General features: G+C 37.6%; 14 protein-coding genes and 1 pseudogene. 6 read left to right on the top strand and 9 right to left on the bottom strand.

The features are described from left to right. The 6 genes from JEY82_RS02000 to JEY82_RS01975 all read left to right on the top strand — a co-directional run bounded on the left by JEY82_RS02000 (position 1) and on the right by JEY82_RS01975 (position 4,514). Complete coding sequence (locus JEY82_RS02000; RefSeq protein WP_304082096.1) at positions 1-1,605, top strand: VWA domain-containing protein; 1,605 nt, start codon at positions 1-3, stop codon at positions 1,603-1,605. A gap of 14 nt (positions 1,606-1,619) precedes the next feature. After that, positions 1,620-1,952 carry a hypothetical protein gene (locus tag JEY82_RS01995; RefSeq protein WP_304082094.1) on the top strand — a complete coding sequence of 111 codons (333 nt, stop codon included), beginning with the start codon at positions 1,620-1,622 and terminating at the stop codon, positions 1,950-1,952. Positions 1,953-2,086: 134 nt separating this feature from the next. Continuing rightward, on the top strand, positions 2,087-2,626 hold the full coding sequence (locus JEY82_RS01990) for a hypothetical protein (RefSeq protein ID WP_304082093.1): 540 nt from the start codon (positions 2,087-2,089) through the stop codon (positions 2,624-2,626). A gap of 91 nt (positions 2,627-2,717) precedes the next feature. Further along, positions 2,718-3,128, top strand: a complete 411-nt coding sequence (locus JEY82_RS01985) for a hypothetical protein (RefSeq protein WP_304082092.1) — start codon at positions 2,718-2,720, stop codon at positions 3,126-3,128. 163 nt (positions 3,129-3,291) lie between these two features. Further along, the gene (locus JEY82_RS01980) at positions 3,292-4,236 is read left to right on the top strand and encodes a YafY family protein (RefSeq protein ID WP_304082091.1); all 945 of its coding nucleotides are present in this window, start codon (positions 3,292-3,294) and stop codon (positions 4,234-4,236) included. Positions 4,237-4,244: 8 nt separating this feature from the next. After that, the gene (locus JEY82_RS01975; protein ID WP_304082090.1) at positions 4,245-4,514 is read left to right on the top strand and encodes a hypothetical protein; all 270 of its coding nucleotides are present in this window, start codon (positions 4,245-4,247) and stop codon (positions 4,512-4,514) included. A gap of 40 nt (positions 4,515-4,554) precedes the next feature. Here the strand turns inward: JEY82_RS01975 and JEY82_RS01970 are convergent. From JEY82_RS01970 to JEY82_RS01930, 9 genes and pseudogenes are all read right to left on the bottom strand, one after another. Then, positions 4,555-4,755: pseudogene (locus tag JEY82_RS01970) on the bottom strand (transposase domain-containing protein); the annotation flags it as partial. A 30-nt stretch (positions 4,756-4,785) separates the two neighbouring features. Continuing rightward, positions 4,786-7,587, bottom strand: a complete 2,802-nt coding sequence (locus JEY82_RS01965) for a hypothetical protein (RefSeq protein ID WP_304082087.1) — start codon at positions 7,585-7,587, stop codon at positions 4,786-4,788. Continuing rightward, complete coding sequence (locus JEY82_RS01960; protein WP_304082086.1) at positions 7,580-9,250, bottom strand: DUF2357 domain-containing protein; 1,671 nt, start codon at positions 9,248-9,250, stop codon at positions 7,580-7,582. Before JEY82_RS01960 ends, JEY82_RS01965 begins: the two co-directional genes overlap by 8 nt. Positions 9,251-9,255: 5 nt before the next feature. Then, a complete protein-coding gene (locus JEY82_RS01955; protein WP_304082084.1) occupies positions 9,256-11,466 on the bottom strand; it encodes an AAA family ATPase in 2,211 nt (736 codons plus the stop codon). Between the two features lie 22 nt (positions 11,467-11,488). Beyond that, positions 11,489-12,982: a hypothetical protein gene (locus tag JEY82_RS01950; RefSeq protein WP_304082083.1), complete on the bottom strand. Its 1,494-nt coding sequence runs from the start codon at positions 12,980-12,982 to the stop codon at positions 11,489-11,491. After that, positions 12,975-16,403 (bottom strand): AAA domain-containing protein, encoded by a 3,429-nt coding sequence (locus tag JEY82_RS01945; protein WP_304082081.1) that lies wholly within the window; start codon positions 16,401-16,403, stop codon positions 12,975-12,977. The genes JEY82_RS01950 and JEY82_RS01945 overlap by 8 nt, the downstream gene beginning before the upstream one ends. 428 nt (positions 16,404-16,831) lie before the next feature. Beyond that, on the bottom strand, positions 16,832-18,091 hold the full coding sequence (locus JEY82_RS01940) for a type II toxin-antitoxin system HipA family toxin (protein WP_304082080.1): 1,260 nt from the start codon (positions 18,089-18,091) through the stop codon (positions 16,832-16,834). Then, positions 18,088-18,423 (bottom strand): helix-turn-helix domain-containing protein, encoded by a 336-nt coding sequence (locus JEY82_RS01935; RefSeq protein WP_304082078.1) that lies wholly within the window; start codon positions 18,421-18,423, stop codon positions 18,088-18,090. Before JEY82_RS01935 ends, JEY82_RS01940 begins: the two co-directional genes overlap by 4 nt. A gap of 45 nt (positions 18,424-18,468) precedes the next feature. After that, the gene (locus tag JEY82_RS01930) at positions 18,469-18,990 is read right to left on the bottom strand and encodes a hypothetical protein (protein WP_304082076.1); all 522 of its coding nucleotides are present in this window, start codon (positions 18,988-18,990) and stop codon (positions 18,469-18,471) included. Between the last annotated feature and the right edge of the window lie 209 nt (positions 18,991-19,199).

Below are 19,199 nucleotides of genomic sequence, written 5' to 3'. Positions count from 1 at the left end.
ATGATTGCTAACAAGCATATCTTGAAATCTCTACCGTTACTTGCTGCGGTCCTCGGCAAAAAATATGGAATCAATGTTGAAATAGGTGGCAAGGCAGCTTTCACTAATGGGCGGACGATTACTATTCCAAGTCTTCCTTCTGAATGTGACAGCGATTTACTCGGGCTGGTTAGAGGTTATATTGACCACGAATCCGCCCATATCCGCCATACTAACTTTGATATCCTTAAAGATGAATCCATAACTCCACTTGAAAAGCATATTTGGAATACTCTTGAAGATTGGCGAGTAGAAAACCAACTCTCAAGGATTTTTCCAGGATGCAAACAGAATTTCAACTGGCTTATTAAGCATCTATTCTTATCAGACAAAGATAAGATCTGTTCAAACCATCTAGGATTAAATGTTCTTAATTGGTTGCTTTTAACTGTACGAAGTTGGGACACCCCTGAACTGAACGCTAGGAGTAAAAAATATGCTTCTATAATAGAGGAAGTGGTGCCGGGATTAACTTTTTCACTGGAGCTAGTGCTCATAAAAGTACGAGGATCTTGTCCTGATTCAAAGGCATGCCTTATCTATGCAAAAGAGTTCATTTCAATCCTGCAGGGGATTACCAGGAAATCTGAATTTAAGGCTATATCTAAAAATATAACGTCAGCCAATACGGGCTCAAAAACACAAAGATCTCAAAAGGAGGAGCAAAGTAGAAGAAATGAAACGGATCAACTTACGAGGAAAAGGCTGAAAGATCTTGAATTACTTCTGAATGCTTCAGAGCAAGATCTTCCAATGGATCTTAGCAGCATCCTTATTAAATCTTTAAAAAGACAACCGGGAGAAATTGATGAACTGATTCAGGTCGCGGTCCTTGGAAAACGAGGAACTTCCGCTTTTACTCAAGATGAAATCGCCGAGGTCCGTAAAGCCACAAATTGCATGAGAGTCAAGTTTTACTCTCTACTTCAAGCCACATCATTAACCCGTTCTAAGCCAGCTCGAAGTGGTCGATTTGATTACAAGCGACTCCATAGAGCATTAACCCACAATCCCAGGCTATTCTTAGCCGACAGCCCTACACAAAAAATTAACACTGCGGTTCATATCCTCCTTGACTGTTCCGGCTCCATGAGAAGGCGAATTCAGTTGGCAGGTCAAGCCTGTCATGCCGTAGCGTCTGCTTTGGAGCACGTCGGAGTAAACGTCGCAGTGTCAGCCTTCCCATCAGTCTATCGGGAAGGACAATCTCACAAAACAATCGTCCCTGTGCTTCAGCATGGGGAACAAGTTCATCATCGATTCAAGCTATCAGCATCCGGGCAAACGCCTATGGGGGAAGCTTTGTGGTGGACTTTGCAACAAATGGTTCAACTCAAGGAAGGCCGAAGAATCATTTTAATCATCACAGATGGAAAACCAGATTCAATTCCGACAGCCAATCAAGCGTTGAAAACAGGCCAACAACTAGGATTTGAGTTTTACGGACTTGGAATTTTGTCTCCAGAAATACATTCATTACCTTTGAACAATAGTAAAAATATCAACCAAATCAATGAGCTTCCTTCAGCAATGTTTGAAATGTTGCAGAGAGCACTAACCTCTTAATAAAGGAGTAAACTATGTCTGAAATCCTTAAATGCCCATCATGTAATTCAAGTGAACACGTTATCCTCGTTAACACTGCTCAGAAAGTTGGTACGGCAGCAGGAGGCCTTGCTGGAGCGACCTGTGGGTATGCCGGTGCAGGTAGCGGAGCTCTCGCTGGAGCCGCTCTTGGCTCGGTTGTACCAATTATTGGAACTGGAATTGGAGCGATTGCGGGAGGATTAACCGGAGCATTAGCCGGATTCTTCGCAGGGGCTGCAACCGGTAACGCTGTAGGTGAACACATAGATAAGCATGTTATCGGTTGCTATCGTTGTAATAAGTGTGGTGCGGAGTTTGAGGGGTAAAAAAGTAATTTCAGAGATTTTAGATTAGAAAAGCCGTTGGAAATATTCTGACGGCTTTTCATTTTCTAAGGCAACTGTCCGTCTTATGAACAGTTCGCGAGGTATACACTAAATAAACCAATTAGGAGAAATCTATGTTCGAATCTAAAATTGACAATCGTTATTTGTGGTCAGGACTTATCTTTATGGTCAGTGCTTCAATTCTTAATGTTTTTCTAATCCATTACTTATCTATAGCCTCGATGGTCTGTAGCTTGCTTGGCACTGTCTGCATCATTTGTGACTATGTAAAACTTAAAAGAGATAATCATCCTAAGCCTCACTGGATCTGGATGATTATCCTGCCGGTATATATATGGAAACGCTGTAATTTGCTTAAAATAGATAAAAAAATGTTTTGGACAAGTATTGCCAGTTTATGCCTATGGATAGTGCTTTCAAGTGTAACATTTATGGGAGTTGCAAAAAATCAGGTTGCAGCATCCTCAATTCCGATAGTCACTGAAATCGTTCAACGTTTTAACCCTGACATACGTTGTATGAAAGTTGAGTTAAAAGATGAAGTAGCACCTAGTTTTTACAAGGGCATTGCTACCTTAAACAATGCTGGCGAAATCAATATTACTGTCGAGGTTAAGAAAGATGGACAACTATATGTTCAATTAGCTGAGTAAACTGAACTTTATTCCTTGGACGGATAATCTGTCCAAGGAATAAACAAAATAAAAACAGCCACATGGAAAATCATAACCATAGGAAATATAAATGGCAAACTTTGAAGTAAGTAAACGAATTCCAATCTCAAAAGAAGTTACACAAGAACAAGTTGCTGTTTTCATTAAAGAACGGCTTGATTTGGTTTGTAAGTACAAGATGTTAAATGAAAGTCCTAATAATTTTTCGATTAAAGGGCGAGTTCTTGAACGTTTTTTCACTCCAGTAACCAAGTTCACTGCCAATATAAAATTTAAAATTACTGACGAAGGCCTTCGAATTCATATTGTTGGAGCAAGCTCAGCAAACTGGGTATTTTGGACGCTTTTTGTAATAGGCATCTTTACTGTTGTTGTATTGATTGTTGATTTTGCACTCATCATATCTCAGAAGAAAAAACCACAAATATTCTTCGAATCAGTGCTTGGTAGTCTTGATGCAGAATTTGGAACAGTTAACTGATTTAAAATAACCCTATTTTTATAGTACCTGCTGTCGTGCTCATTTGGCAGTAGGTACTTACATGGATCTCCTAAAAACAATATTTTATTATTTATGAGATTAAAATATACCATTGATATTGATTAGAATATTAATACCTGATAACGCTTTGTTCGGGGAAATTATGCCTATAAAAAAAGATTTAAACTCTACATATGGTGAAAAACTTTTGAGAATGTTTCTCAAACTTATGTTTGATGGACGACGGCATTTTCAAGTTGATCTAGCTACTGACTTGGATTGTTCCCGGCAAACCATACACAGGCTTGCAGGACATATTGAAAAAGAGATTGGTGTTGCCAATTTTGAGATAGGTCGGGATGGAAGACGTAGATACTATCAAATTTCAGCTTATCCTCAAAGAAGTTCACTGGGACTTGAACTTGAAGAAATAAGATATTTGAGCCTTTGCAAACAGTTGGCCTCAGGAATAATCCCTAAACAAATCTGCAATCGAATAGATAAGACCATTTTTAACTTGTCTTGCTTATTAGCTAATGACGACTACGAAAAACGTTCAGAAGTTCAAGGCGTGCCAGTTTCTTTTAATCCGAAAGGATATATTGATTATTCCCCTTATTACAAGACTTTAGATAAGCTCCTACAATCTTCAATAGAGAAGAGAGTTTGTCTAGTAGCCTACAGAGCAAAACGGTTGGATGAAGCACGAATTCATTTTTTTGCCCCTGGAAGGATTATATCTATGAGTAATGCCCTTTATGTGCAGGGGTATCAAACAACCAAGGGAGAAGCAGAGAAATATCGTCCTATGACATTAGCAATACATAGAGTTGACGATGTTACCGTGACTGATCAAAGTTTTAACTTTGAAGCAGCCGATCAAGAACTCAGCTCTTTTGGACTCAAGCGGCATGAATTAAAAAAGTTTCGAATCCGCTTTAATGATGGAGCCTCAGATTACGTCCGAGAAAGGGTATGGAGTTCTGATCAAAAGATTGAAGATCAAGATGATGGTTCAATCATTTTAGAAATAGGGACTGTGAGTGAACTGGAGCTGATGTCTTGGGTTCGTAGTTTTGGGAATGAGGCAAAAATATTAAAGAGTTAGTGGCAGATATGAATAAAAAAGATAATAATAAAAAAGATATTATAGAAAATACTGCTGTAGCTTCTTCTAACACAGAAATTGTCGATCGCTATGGAAGTGCTAATGCTGAATTCATCAAGGGATATCGTGGAATAGATAATGAAACTGGCATAATAACAAATAAGAGTCTTAAAGGGACAGCTCAATCCAAAGTAAATTTAGAGTACAGTAAACAAAATATTAAACAACAAGCTGGCTATTCTGCAGAGACTGCGAAAGTAAGTAATGACAATGCGTAACCGTCGAAACACCTGCACCTTACAACGTAAATTGAATCTGCTATATTGCTTTGTCTTTTGGCATTTCCCATGGAAGCAATGCTTCAAGGTCATGGGCAGAGTTTATAAAGGGAAGTTTTTCAAATATATAAATCAGATATTCGTAGGGATTGAGATTGTTGGCTTTTGCTGTTTCAACCAGGCAGTATACTGTCACACCGGATTTTGCTCCTCGGGGTGAACCTGAGAACAGCTAGTTTCTTACGACCGACGGCGATCCTTAGATTTTTTTCTAGTCTTCAGCGGCTTCTACCAACCCACTTACATCGCTTAGAGATCCTTGGTTGTCTAAAAATCCTTGTATGAGTTTTTTTACATCTGACACCTTATTTTTTTTTGCTAAGTCTCTCTTTTTGGAGAAATATTTTTCAGCTTCTTCTATTTGAATTAATACCCCAGTATAGATTTCATCCATTTTATAAAAACATGTTTCAGAATGCTTTTTAACTCGTAGCAAAAAGAGAAGTAATAATATTAATTGGAAAAAAAGCTTATCATAGCCCGCACCTTCTCCAATTCTTTTTAGACGAAGTAAGGCGCTCTCTGCTATTTTTTTAGCAGTATTGATACTCAGAGCAGGGGTCGCTTCTGGGCTATACATTAGAGCATAGTAGCAGGCCCTAGCTCCATTAATTTTAATACCATCATACTTTTTCTGAGGAGAAAAATATTCTTGTTCATTTTTTTTCAGGACTGCATTAAACAAAAGCTGTAAGTCATCCTTTTTTTTAAATGAGCGGCCTGCAGCATCTAAAGCATAATTGAAGATATTTCCTTCAGGCTGACCTTGCAAAATTTTTCTAATATAAGACAATACAGATTGAGGCGTCTGGCCCCATAGCCAGCTCCCTCGTACAAAGAGAGTATCACGAAATTTTTTTTCATCATGAACATCCATTTGCATATCTAAATCTATTTTTTGGACAAGCTTATTAATAAGCTTCTGCCCTTCATTCGTTGCCGGATTACCATTTTGGTCTATTATCCTAGTACGAAACTCTTTTGCCATAAACTGTGTTTGATATGACCTAGAAGACAAAAAAGTCCTTAAACTATTAACTTTTTTATCATACCCTTCTTCTTCTACTTTTGTAATGAGGACATTTTGCAATATATAGGAATTCTCATTCAAATATTCATCACTAGGATCTATCAAAATATCTTGCAATGGAGGATAGCCATATCCACCAAGGGCTATAGAATTCATTTTAGAATAATCTAAAAAAGCCCGAGTATTACCAAAGTAGCTTCGCCCATCAATATTTTCGGGAATAATTTCTACTTGCGCAAGTCCATTCGCAGGCTTCATTTTTACTTCAATACGTACAGGTATATTTTGAGACGCTTTGCCCGGAAAATCAAATACAACTTCTCTAACAGGAGAATCTTGTTGTTCAAGCAATTTACCTGTCTCGTTCAAAGTTATAAAATTTTTATATTCACTTGCGTAGTCTTCTTCAATTCTAGTAAACCATGAGAAATTCTTTGTTGTGCTTTTATTCACCAAATCACGAATAAGAGCCGCTTTAGCTGGGGAGATGTTTTTTGATTTTGGAAATTTATCAGGATCTAATATTTCTTTTTTTTCTTTTTTACCCCGCAAAAGCTGACATTTTAAAGAACTGTAACCTTTTTTAATAGAAACAATTTTAGGGATTTTTTCTACATATTCTTCTCCACCGAGAATTTCATCTTTTTGTACTAATTTCATCCAATTAGGTTGGCCATCTTTTTGAGTTTTCAAGGACAACCTTGGTAATTCATCTAAATACGTAGGCAAATTATCTTGCAAATAATCCCCGTAAAGAAACGCCCCTTCAGCAATAGGGTCCTCTTGAATTTTAGGAATCCAAATTTTTCCAACTTCTTGTTCATGCAAGTCGCCGTGAGCTGAGACCCCTAATTTTTCTAATTCTGGAATAAGTGATAAAAACCATTGAGGAATATTTTCAGAAACAAGCGAACCACAGAAAATGACAGACAAAAGTTTACTATCTTTTCTACTTGTTTTTAAAACGTCCTTAAATTCATTCTGTAAATAATCTCCCCAATTACAATCCACTTTGAAAGTAGACGCTCTTAATTTGCATGACTTAGAGCTGAGGTTATAGAGCTTACTTGCAGTTTCAACTTTTAGTTTTAATAGTTCTGTTTGGCTTACTTGATTATTCTCCCACCTTTTCCATTTTTTACCATCATGCCAAACTTTGGGGGAATGAATAGGGAGAAAATCATTATTAGCAAGCGTACTCCATATTTCATTTGCAGTGGTGAATGATTGCCAAAACGCATTATTATCTTCAAGATGATATATATTTTGCAGCGCGGAGGTTGCCCAGTCCATACCAGTCCACGGAATTCTTTTTTCAGGACGGCGGCGCTTTGGAATACAATAAGAAGTCTTTTGATCTTTAGGGGTATAGTCGAACATTTCAATAGGTGTAAATTCTATTCCATCCGCTCCTATATATATGACAATAATATGTTTTTTTCGATTACAGAGTTTAGATAAATCAAGTTTTTCTTTCCATGATAAAGTTGCTGCAACAGCTCTCCAAATAAGCTTAGGATCACGATGATTAAGATTTTGTAATTCTTTTAAAATTCCAGTTTGTCCCAATTCATCTAGATGATCTGGAATAGCTAAAACTAAATTATCCTCTGGAGAAACTAAGTTGTGAACGTGAGCAGCTATAATGCTTTCAACAGAAAAAGAAGCGCTCTTACTAGATTCCCAGCGAATTCGTCGATCTTCAGCTTGAACAAGCACATCCCACGCAAAAGGAATGGGAACTCGTTGAAGATAGCTTTCTGGAGAAACTTGTGCTTCTAAAGGCCAAGTTAAACCGGCTTGAAAACGTTCAAGTTCTGCACTTTTGCCAACCCTAATCTTCTGGGAGTTCTTTCGCGGTAAGAGCGCGTCTGCCAAATAAAAATCTTCAAAAAAATATTCTTCCCCAGAAAGATTTTCAGGATTTATATAATGCACATCTCGTAATCCGAAAGCGGAACATCCTACAATTTTTTTAGACATTTAGTACCCCTAAAAATTCATCTAGCAGAAGGTCTAAAACCTCTTCCATTTTATTTAACGTTTCGACCCATCGCCTTTGATCTATAGGAACGTTCATCAGCGCCACATCAGTTTCAGGATAAAAGTCCACTCTGGTATTATCAATATCGCTAGCAAAAACAAGCCCTTTCAAAACAGGAAAACGTCTCTGTCTATCTTCTAGAGAACTTTGGTGTCGTTTCAAATTTTGTTGTGCGGATTCGCATAATGCTTGCCATGAAAGTTTATTTTCAGAAGAAGCAAGGTGCACTGCCCATATAATAATTACTCGTGAACGGATATCCTCATTAAGCGAGTTGGCGACAAGAAACATATGCCCGCCTGTGCGCCCCAATTTTCTCGTGACAGGATGTTTTTCTGCTTGATCTGAATGAACAATTTCGAGAACAAAGTCGGGGCACTCCTTCTTATCTACAAAAGGTCCAGGTTCGCATCCGGCATAAACTCTGCTGCCTAAATTTTGCTCTTTCCGCACTGAAAGATTGGAATTTAAGATCTCTTCCATTTTCGATCTAGAATGTAGTCGTGTATTTACTAAAACTCTAACAATATCAGACCATAAACGAGATTGCCAGTCCCAGATTCTATCCTCTTCATCTTCTTGACGAATCAATCTTTGATACTGTTTCCAGATAAGTCTATACCGTGAATCATTTTGTAACGCATAGTTTGGGGAAAAGCCTGGAGGTGGGGCTGCTACATTTTCTAGCTGTTCACGAGTCTTGAGAACAGTACATAGATTTTTAAATTTATTAACATCTTGTGCCTTTTTATTTTCCTTAAATTTATCTCGTACTTCTGTCTGGATATAACGGTGACATTCCTGCTCACATCGTAAGATAAAATCTTTCAACACCATATTTTCCAGAGTGTTAAAGCTTTCTTCTCTTGTTATTCCAAGGAGTTGATGTCTGTTCATTGCAGCCTTTTCTGCAAGAGTCCTTCCTGCCTGACGCACTAACCATTGAACACAGGTTGTATCAACTTCTGCAAGACGTTCCGCCGGGAGCATTTTTCTAGTTCTTAATAAAATCTTTCTTGCTCCATTCACCACATCCGTAATATTTTTTTCCATTTTTCGCGCAATATGAATAATTAAGGCCATCCGCGGTTCTTCTTCCTTGCCCGCAAGATCACACAGTTTGGAGTTAATAGTTTTCCAAGGTAATTGATTGCTCTGATAAAACCCTTGAGAATTTTCTTGCACATGATTATTTTCAATTAAATCATCGAAGAACTGTGACCAGCCTAAAACAATACCATTCAACGCATTTTCAACTTTTTCTTCTTGTTGTTTAACAGCACCAATCATTTGGAATTCAATTGTTTGATACTTTTTGTCATACAAAAGCGATAAAGAACTACGACTGTTATGTTTATGTGCTAATATTCCATGTGGCGCTTCAAATACAGTATACTTATTTTGTAGAGTGTCGAAACTAGCTCCTAAAGGAGTGAATTTCTCATGCCGGCTTGAAATGAAAAGCTCTGCCCCTTGAACAATAGATAAAACAGGGCTGCCATAAAACGGGCATTCGACATGTGTTCCTATTATGTCAACCGTTTCATTAGCAGACCCTATTGACCACGGAAAATAATGAATTTGCCCAATTACTTCATTCATAAGGATTAATCATCCTTTCTAGTAACACCACGCCACTGGAACGTTCCCACAGACCGGCTGTTGGTCTGGGCTTCATCAAAAGCGTCTTTTAACGCTTCATCGTTTGTTTCTGAGATTATTTCAGACACTCGCCTCAAGCATGACCCGGCTTCATCGCAGTCCGCGCCACGTAATTTGGGGAGAATTTTTTGTTCAATTTGATCTGCAAAAGCTAACTTATATCTATCTCTGCTTTCAACTTTCGGATAGTTTGCCACATAACTCATCACCGCGTCTTCTACTCTATATCCGAATGGCCTACCTATGGAGTCGAGAGCTTCATTTAATTCCGTGATCCATCTAGAGACATCATCACTCCACCCTGTATTCTGGGGTTTTTTGATCCAGCTGTTCCATGTTTTATGTGAAAGATATTTTCCATGTGAAGACATTCTGTTTGCACTAGATCCATTTTTGTTTTCTGTACGCTTCGCAGGTCTTCCAAAGCGTAGAACGTTCGCTCTATCCAAGACTTTATCAGAAAGAGTTTGCGTGGTTTCATCTTCATTCATAGTTCCTACAAACAGTACATTACTATTTATCCATACTTTATACTGGTCGCTTAGCTCTACAGAGGCTTTTGACCTGTCGCTGGATTCATTTTCATCAACTTGTCGTCTTAGTTCTAATTTGGACAAGAATTCACTAAAATAATACTCAGTGCGTGCTAGGTTCATTTCATCAAGCAGTACAAGCAACATGCGATCTTGAGTCCAGCTGCAATGGTCATTAACCTTACCTTGATATTGATCCATACGGAATAATGCCCTAGAAAGGTCAGTGGCTTTGTATTTTTTCTCAAGCACATTATAAAACCCAAATAAATCTTGGGGGGAATCCCAGCGAGGCTGAACGGCCATGATATGAGAATGCATCCCCATTATGTCGGCATAACATTTGGGCAATAGTGTTTTACCTGTACCAGAGACTCCGGCAAGTACAGTTAAAGGATTGATGGATTGACTTTTTAGACTGGTATGGAATGCATCAATAATTCTCTTAGGAAAAATATAGTTATTTTCAGCAAGTTTTGTACGAACAGTTTTTAATGCACTATCTTCATCAGTTTCAAGGTTAGGATTTTCAAAATCTTTTTCTTTTAGACAATCAAGATTCTCTCCACCGATGAGGTCTATATAAGCATGACAGGAGTCTTCTTCAGTCTCTTCGCCCATTTCTTTACGGTGTGTTTCTATTTTGCTGCTTAAGACTGCTTCTTTAGCCCGTAGATGATCGATAGTCTCTTTTTGTTCTAGCAGTTTATCTGTTACCACCTTAAGTTCACTTCTTTTCTCTTGTAATTGTCTATCTGTTTTGTTTTGTGTAATTTTTAAGTTTTTCAGTTCTTCGGCTATTTTTGCTTTTTCTTTTTCGCTTTCTTTTTCTCTATCAACTAATTGTATATTTATTTCATTGTATTTTTTCTTTATTTTTTCTAATTCTAATCCATTGTTTTGCAATTCTTGTCTTTTTTCAACGATTACCTTTTCTAACTTTTCAAGCTCAACCCTAAACTCTATTGCTTTTACTATTATGTCTCTTGCACTGCTCTCTTGCTCTTTGAGATTAGGTAGTTGCGCTGTAATTTCATTATATTCTTTTTTTATTGCTTCAAGCTTATTAATTTCTTCTCTTTGTTGGTTTTGCTTCATGATCAAATTTTCTAGTTCAGCTTTGTACTCATAAACTTTTCCCGTGATTACCTTAGCGTCTTCAACTTCTTTTTTTAATAGCGGCAGTTGCGCAACGATTTCATCATATTCTTTTTTAGATTTTTCTAGAAATGCTAATTCATTTCTTTGCTGTGTCAAATTTGATGTGAGTAAAAACTTTTGATTTTCAAGTTCCCCTACTTCCTTTCGATAGAACTCATTTTGAGCCAAGACCGTTGCGCCATCTTCTATTAATTTTGCAAGCTCACCACGTAGAATTTCTTGTTCTTTTCTGTCTGCTTCAACAGTTAACAATTCATTCTTATGTTCGCTTATCCAATTCTCAATCTGAGTCTTATCACTCTGCAATATTTTTAAATATGCGGATGAATCTACAACGTCACCTTCATCCGTTTGATAAGACTTGAACCGCTTTGACATATATATGTGCGAAATAAGAATAACAATCATTACAATGAAAACAAGTATGACACCAATTGCCCAAATAGACGTTGAAAACAGCATGTTAAATCCTTATCTTGTGTGTTTATTCAGCTGTAGACTGAACTGCATTAAGTTTATTTAGTTTTTGCATTTGTTCTTTCATTTGAATCTGAATATTCCTGATATCACCATTCATAGTACTGAGTTTATTTATATTTTTTTCAAGTTCCGGAGTTAATATGGAAATATTATTACCGGCAATTTTTAATTCATTAGCAGAGGAAAGCATGCTATTTTTATCCTTATCTAACTGTGTATATTGGGCATTTAGTGACTTTAGCTTTGCAATTTCTTCTTTAAGGGCAGGAGTTAAGGCTGTCAGACTTTGTCCGGAACTGTTCATGTTTTGTGCCGTTGAGATTAGGACATCATTTTGTTTGATAAGCTGTTCGGACAGATCATCTACTGATTGTAAAGTTTTTTGATGTTTTTCTTGAATCGTCTCAAATTTAGTCGGCCATGAGTCAAAAGAGGAGAGGGTTGCAGAGAACTTAGTTAAGGCGCTGTTCATGTCCATATTTTGAGAATCAAATCCCGTAAGAACGGTACTTAAAGTTTTAGCTTGTGAACTAATCGAAGTTACTTTTTTCTGAAATTCTTCTATGGTTCCGGTTAAGCTACGATTCACTGTTTTTACATTTTTATTATGATCTTTTAATTCCTTATTAATACCCTTTAAATCTACTTGATCAATTTTTAAATTTGCAACAGCAGTCTTCAGGTCTATATTTTGGGTAACGAATTTCTTTTCCGTTTGGACTAGGTTTTCAGTTGCATCTTTGGCAGTTTTCGCAGTTATTTCTATCTGTGAAGTAACCTTTTTAAGCGAAAGAGCCATTTGCTTGAAACGTAAAGATATTTTTTCTAGTTCTGCGCGCTCCTGACTCATTTCTTTTAAGCGGCTACGTTCTTGTTTTTGCTCTTGCTTTGCTTCTTCTACAGCAGCGGTAAGATTCGCCTTTTGTGCAGCAAGATATACTTTTTGACTTGCAAGTTTTTTATTATTTTCCTCATAAAGCCGTTCTTTTTCTTGAAGCTTTATAACTTTATTTGATATTTTATTAAGCTGTTCAGTATTAACTTCAATACTCGCTTGAAGTTTTTCATATATCATAAGAGCGGTTTGTTTCTCCGCTTGTGCAACTTTTAAGAGGCTATCTGCATTTGCTAACTCTTGCTCTTTTTGGCCTGCTTTATTTTTGAAACTATTATACCTGTTTTGAATTTCAGCTAAAGTTCCTTCTCTCTCGACTATCTGAATATTTAAATCTGATATTTTCCCTGCCAGTTGAGGTAATTCTCTTTTATGCTTGAGAAAATCAGCTTTATCTTTTTCAAGAAGCCTTCTTTCTGTTGTTACTTCACTTCGTTCCAGTTCTATTTTCGCAATTTTCCAACCAGAAGCAACTAAAGAAATCATTGCTAAAAACAATAGACACCCCAAAGGAATGGCAGAAATAGGAAATTTATCTAATTTAGGAACTTTATGGATAGATTTTAATGCACTTGGATTGTTGGTTTTTATTTCATCATTCATTATTGCTCCATACTTTTAATACTTTTTGCACACAACCATGCAAATCATCTCGCAACTGGTAGACCCAGAATCGCAAAACAATAAAACCGGCGGATTGCACTTGAATATCTCGCCAATAATCATCCATTTTACGACTACCATCAGAGTTGCGATGACAATCTCCATCTACTTCAATATCGATTTTAAAAGGATTTGTTCCTTTTCTAATCAATGCTAAATCTAATCGGCGGTATCCCACAGGAACTTGTGTAATAGGATTAAGTCCAACCTTTTGTAGTGCTTCTGCAAATATTTTTTCCCAAGGAGACTCATAAGGAGCCCATGGCCCCTTTATGACATTAGGTGATATGTTCTTTTCTTGTGCTAACTTTACAATATGTGGAATACCGCATGATTTGGCCCATGTTCTATCACCAACAACATATAAAACAGCTCGAGATCTACTGGCTGCAACATTAAACAAGTAGCCATTTTCTCTTATAAAGTTCAAAGACCCTTGAGGCATTTCAGCTCCACTACATAAGCTCATAATCATTACATCTCGTTCATCACCTTGAAAGCCATGAGCTGTGTCAACATGGAGTTTAGCTTTCTGAGCTAGGCCATAATCAATATCTCCATCAAATAATATATCATTAATTCTATTAGCTTGTTGCCTAAAAGGAGTGACAACCCCTATAGTTCCGTTAAATTTATTTTCTTCAATAATTTGTGAGACTATTTTTTTCACTTCTTGTGCTTCTGTTAAACAAATACATCCGCCTCCACTTGCTCTTTGAATCTCTCCACTTAAATTTTTCCAATGAATTCCTAGTCTCATTCCTTGCGGTACTATTAATCCAGTTGGATTCGTTGCTACCTTCAGCCTACCGCTATAAAATGCTTGGTTTGAATAATCTGCAATGTCTTGGCAGCTACGGAACGTTTCACTTAAGAAGACGGGGTTTATATTATCTGCTCCAGCAACAAGATCATAAAGCGAACTTTCTGTGTAAGAGTATCTAATATCCTCAACTTTAAGGATACCAACATCTTTTCTGAGCAAAGTATCTTTCTCTGTAGACAATCTGCTTGTATGATTTAGCTGAAATGGATCTCCTACAACTGTAGCTCGCTTTGCTCGAAATAAAACTGGAATAGCTGAAATAATATCAGATTGACTTGCTTCATCTATAATTGCCAGATCAAAAATACCTGCAGCTAAAGGAATTCGGGAGCCAATGGATAAATTTGTAACAGCCCAAGCAGGAAAGGCTTCTAATATATAAGGAACTCGTTCATGCAGAACTCTTTTTGTCTCAGATTCTAGATATCTGCCTGCACACCCTGTTTTGACGGATTTAAGCGCTCCTTTTAAGCCTAATAATTCTTCACGACTAATACTTGGAGGAGTTCCTATCCTACTTAATGATTCATACTTTATAACTTTTAGTGATTTTTTAGAAATAATCTCGTCTATTTTACGTAAACTTGCAGCACATTCTTCGAAACTAGGTAAAGCTAATAATTCAAGTTCGATTCTTTCAGTTTTCTTAGTTAGTAACGAATAATCCGCACAGCTAATTACTTTAAGAATTTGGTCCTTAAATTCAGGCAATTGTGATTTATTTCTAGGAAAAGTTGGGAGAGCTAACTTATTGAAAAGTTTTAGTTTCTGATTGCACTTGAAAAGATCAGGTAGCAGTACGAACCGTTTCCATAATAATTTCTTTTTTTGTAAAAAAGATTCATTAAAACTATCCAGTCGGGAAAGACTATCTGATATTTTTTTGAAAGAGATTGTAGGGAAGGATTTTGCATATTTGTTTAAAGAGACTAATGTCTCTGGAACAATATCTAGAGCGAGAACATCTTTTCTTTCTTCTAATTCACCGAGTCTTTCTGTTAACAATGATATTTTTTGTATTTGGGCTAATCCTATTTCTTTTTTCTCTATAAATGAGTCTAACTCTTCAAGAATCAAATTCCAGTTTTCTACAACTGATGCATCATAGCATTCAGATAACATTTCACGAATACTGTGCTCAAAAGTATATTTTAGATTAGGATCTTCTTTTGAATTAGCCCTAACTATTAATGAGAGTCCGTCCTCGCTTGAGAGTCGACTAACAACAGCGTCTATGGCCTTATGGTTTCTGCTTGTGAACAATACTGACTTATTTCTTAGTCGTGAATTTATGATCGTCGCAGCAACCACTTGACTTTTTCCCGTTCCAGGAGGACCAGTAATTACAGAAACTTTAACATTAAGAGCTGATTTTACTGCTTTAAATTGTGCTGGGTTAAGGGTAGGGAATTCAAGTATTCTGTGTCCTATCTTTTCAGTTGCGTTATGGTTTGTATTCTCTATTTTACCATCTGTAAAAATACTATTCAAAGCAGTTTTATCCAGTTCATGGTCTGGAGCTTTTTCGATATAAGCTAGTTCTTTTAGTAGAGTGGCTGTATATCTAGTTCTTTTTGCCACCATAAGGACCGCTTTATTATAGATCCCAGTTTTAAATGGCTCTGAAAGAGCTTCTTCATTTACCGACTCAACATTTAGCGGCTCTATTATTTTATTTGATGCAAAGGTAGATAATATCCCAACAAGCTCCTTAAAATCGGCACATTCATTTTTGTCGCTATTAAGAAGTCTGCATGCTGACAAAAAACTTTGCCGTAATTTAATATTGCGAGGAAAAACATTCTCCAGCCATTTTAAGTTTATTTGAGGAGCACCTGTCGTTGTAGAGGTATGTATTCCTCCTGAAGATATGGAAAAAGTTACTGTGTGCAAAAATATAGGCTGAATAATCGAGGTGGTTGGCTCACCTTCTTTTTCAATTGATATAGCTTGGACAGGATATCCCACAACCAAGGGCATTATGTCTTTATTGGAGAAAATGGTGCGGACGAATTCGCCTAGATGGGGACCAAGAGGGACCGCTAGGTTGTTAGTTGAAGAGAATAATTGTAACGAATTTTTCTTCAAATAAATGAAATTTGTATTCAATTGATTTTGAAAGGCTGAAGCTTCTGCTCCTTCCTCACTACAAAGACATTTTTGATAATAACTAAGAAGCTCTCTAAATAAAGACCATTTACCATGTATTTGACAAGAATCATCTGTATCTATTTTATTAGAATGTTTTTTTTCTAGGTTCAGTATAGCGCGTGAAATTTCTGAAATATTTAAAGTGTTAAGCTCTATATTTTTTTTCTGTAGATTTGGATTATTTTTAAAATCAACTAAAGACCAGCGTCCTAATTTATAGCTAATATCTCCAGATTTTTGTAATCTTTTAAGCTCCCTTAACAATTGTAATTTGGAAATATTTATCTTCGATAAATTTAAGTATCTCCGTAAGTCTAATGTTCTTTGACCAAGTGCTGACTTTTGTAATGAATTATAAATTTCTGTTTCTATATTTGTATGCATTAGTTTGTTATCTTTAAATAAAATATAATTATTTTTTTAATATCAAAAAGACTTTTGGCATTTATGCTTCATTTATTTGGCGCAGTGCGTGTCTATCCCAGCTCTTTCACAACAACTTTAAATCTGGCTTGCGCTTTCTTAAAACACTCAAGAAAGTTAAATACTCCAATCGTGCTGCGCTTCGTACTTATCCCGTCTGAAAAAAAAGTTACAAATCTAACCCTAGTTTATTAATTATGGATTGGCTGATCTTTTTTCATGCAGCTAGTGTTAGCTTTGCAGAAAGTTATAACTATAATGGACACGGCTTGTTTATATTTAATATCAAATTATAATTTAGCCTTAGGTAATTAATTACTATTTGTCCAGCACCGCAACAATCACTCTTAGATTGTCCGGTGCAAGGTGGGCACTTCATTCATATAAAATCAAACACTAAAACCACCTACAACTTCCCTTATCAAGCCCACAAAAATTCCACACTTCCCAGCCAGCATTTCAAATCCTGCCAAACTATCCTGTACTTGCTCAATACACTGCCCAGCTTTTTTCTCACTGATATCCGCAACACCAGCCAACGCCATCAAATGTTCTTTGCCAGGGTTCCTCCCCTCTCCCATTATCATGGTAGACTGCTCCCCATTGGGGCCATGAGAATATGTAAGATCGTATGCTGGAGCGAAAGACCATTGTCCGAATTTGTCCATTAAGTAGGTAAAGTTCTTTCCATGATCGTCACGGTTGTGGGCTAGAACGTTGAAAACAGCCAGACGGTAGATCTTTTCTACTTCCTGCTGATTCTTGGTGAGGATATAGGTGAGTTTTATGAGGTCCTGATAGTCCAGTGTTGGCACACGGTAATCTGCTTCAAGAAGTCCACAAGCTGTATGCATATGAAATCTTTCATGTAAAGTAACATCAAATCGTTTGATACCGAAATAGCCCGGACCGTCTTTGGCCGGAAAGAGTCTTGTGGGAGGCATTTCAATACCAGCCTTACGAGCCATAATTGAATAGACATACTCAAGCGCACCGCTATCTTTACCATCGTGAGTGTTCGGGAATTTGACCATCCATGCTTCAGCACCGCGATTAAGATCGGCATTTCCGGCACTACCTGAGAGTGGGGAACAATTTAACGTACCATCTTCAAATACCCTGACGAGCACTTTCGGACGTGCTCCGGCTGACGATCCATTAAGATGTAGTAAAGCTTCGATAACATCTTGAGGAGTACCGGAAAGCTCTTCAGCGAGTACATTTTTGGCATAACCAGCGATCTCATCCAGTGACAATTCTCTCGCCCTAGACTGTGATACTGCAGGCTCATATTCTAAAGCCCCAAGTCCGCTAATTCCCACAAAGGCCAGTCGGTCTAGCGGTGTTATCTGACTGGGATGAATTCCCTTACCGCGCAGAACCCTTTCCATGAGAAGCCGGCCCCAGCCATCTGGAAGAGAGTCATAGAAAACTCCCGGCAAATTCTCAAACGGAGATTTACAGTGAACAAACTGATTCTTCGTGGGCAATTTGAATGGAGATATTTCCATACCTGTTTGTAAGAAATCATCCGTGTACTCAAAGTAGATCTCACCATCACGCACGGCCAACACGCCTACATGATTCCGCACAGATCCGAAGTTGCCGAAAACATCTAGTTTTTCATGTACAGCTTTCTTTTGTGTCATGACTTTCGCCCCCGCTTCCGTTTCTTAGGTTCAACTTTATCAAGCACCTGATCCATGGAGGTAAAGCTCTGCTCTTTAGGTTCTGTTGCTACCAGCAACTCATCCAACACCTCTAGGCTAAAAGCCACTTTGAGGAATGATTCAAGAGAGATTTTACCCGTACGCTCGAACTTGCGCAAAGTGGAAAGAGGAACTCCAGAACGCTCGGAAAGAGTGTCCTGAGTCCACTGGCGATTCAGCCGCAGTTCTCGGATATTTCGTGCTAGTGCTACTAGCGCCTCAGAAGGGAGTTTTTCATCAAATAGTGACATCATAATGTCATTTAAACACAATAATAGTGAATAAACAACACAATAGAAACCCTTGAACAAGAATAATTACAGTTCGGCAAGCATTTTACGCATCTTCACAGCAGCAAACACATATTCTCCAAGATCTTTCCCTTGATAAGGAGTATTATTCAAGAGCATCGTCACATACCTGATCTCTTCCGGACCTTTCGGCAGACGTACAAATTTATGCCAAAGAACATGCTCGATAGCCTGCTTCATGTCGTTCATAGTACCAAGCACGTTCCGGTTGTGAGTCTTCCCGTATGAGCACCCGCCACACTGAAGCAAAGCCTTGGCAATTTGACTATCATCAGCACCAGCCCACTCCAAAGTCTCTTTGAAGTAATTACGGAAGACTCGGTCAAAACTTGCGAAATCATTTTTCACCAACCGTGGAATGAAAACTGCGAATCGGGTTTCATCATTAACCAGCAAGACAGACTTACTACGATAAAGGCGAAAGGTAGTGCCATTCCAGCCACGCAATCCTCTAAAATCGAAATGCTCAGCAGGTGCTTTAATTTTCAACTCAGCCAATAATTTCTTAGTGCAGCCTATGTATGGCATGATTGCTCCCTGCTATAACTCCATAATTTCATTATCTTCCAGCTACTTGAACATTTGGAAAGATCTCGGCATAGCGCAATTTATGTTCGTATGAAGCGGAATAACTTTTAATGATGTTCAAGTTACAAACGACTGCCTGACAGGGCAGGCTGGGCTTAACCTTCCCCCCCCCCAGCTTGAAAAACGCATGGCTTCTAAAGGAGTACGAT

Source organism: Maridesulfovibrio ferrireducens (assembly GCF_016342405.1).
GTDB classification, from domain to species: domain Bacteria; phylum Desulfobacterota; class Desulfovibrionia; order Desulfovibrionales; family Desulfovibrionaceae; genus Maridesulfovibrio; species Maridesulfovibrio ferrireducens_A.
This window is presented reverse-complemented; position numbering and strand designations above follow the sequence as displayed.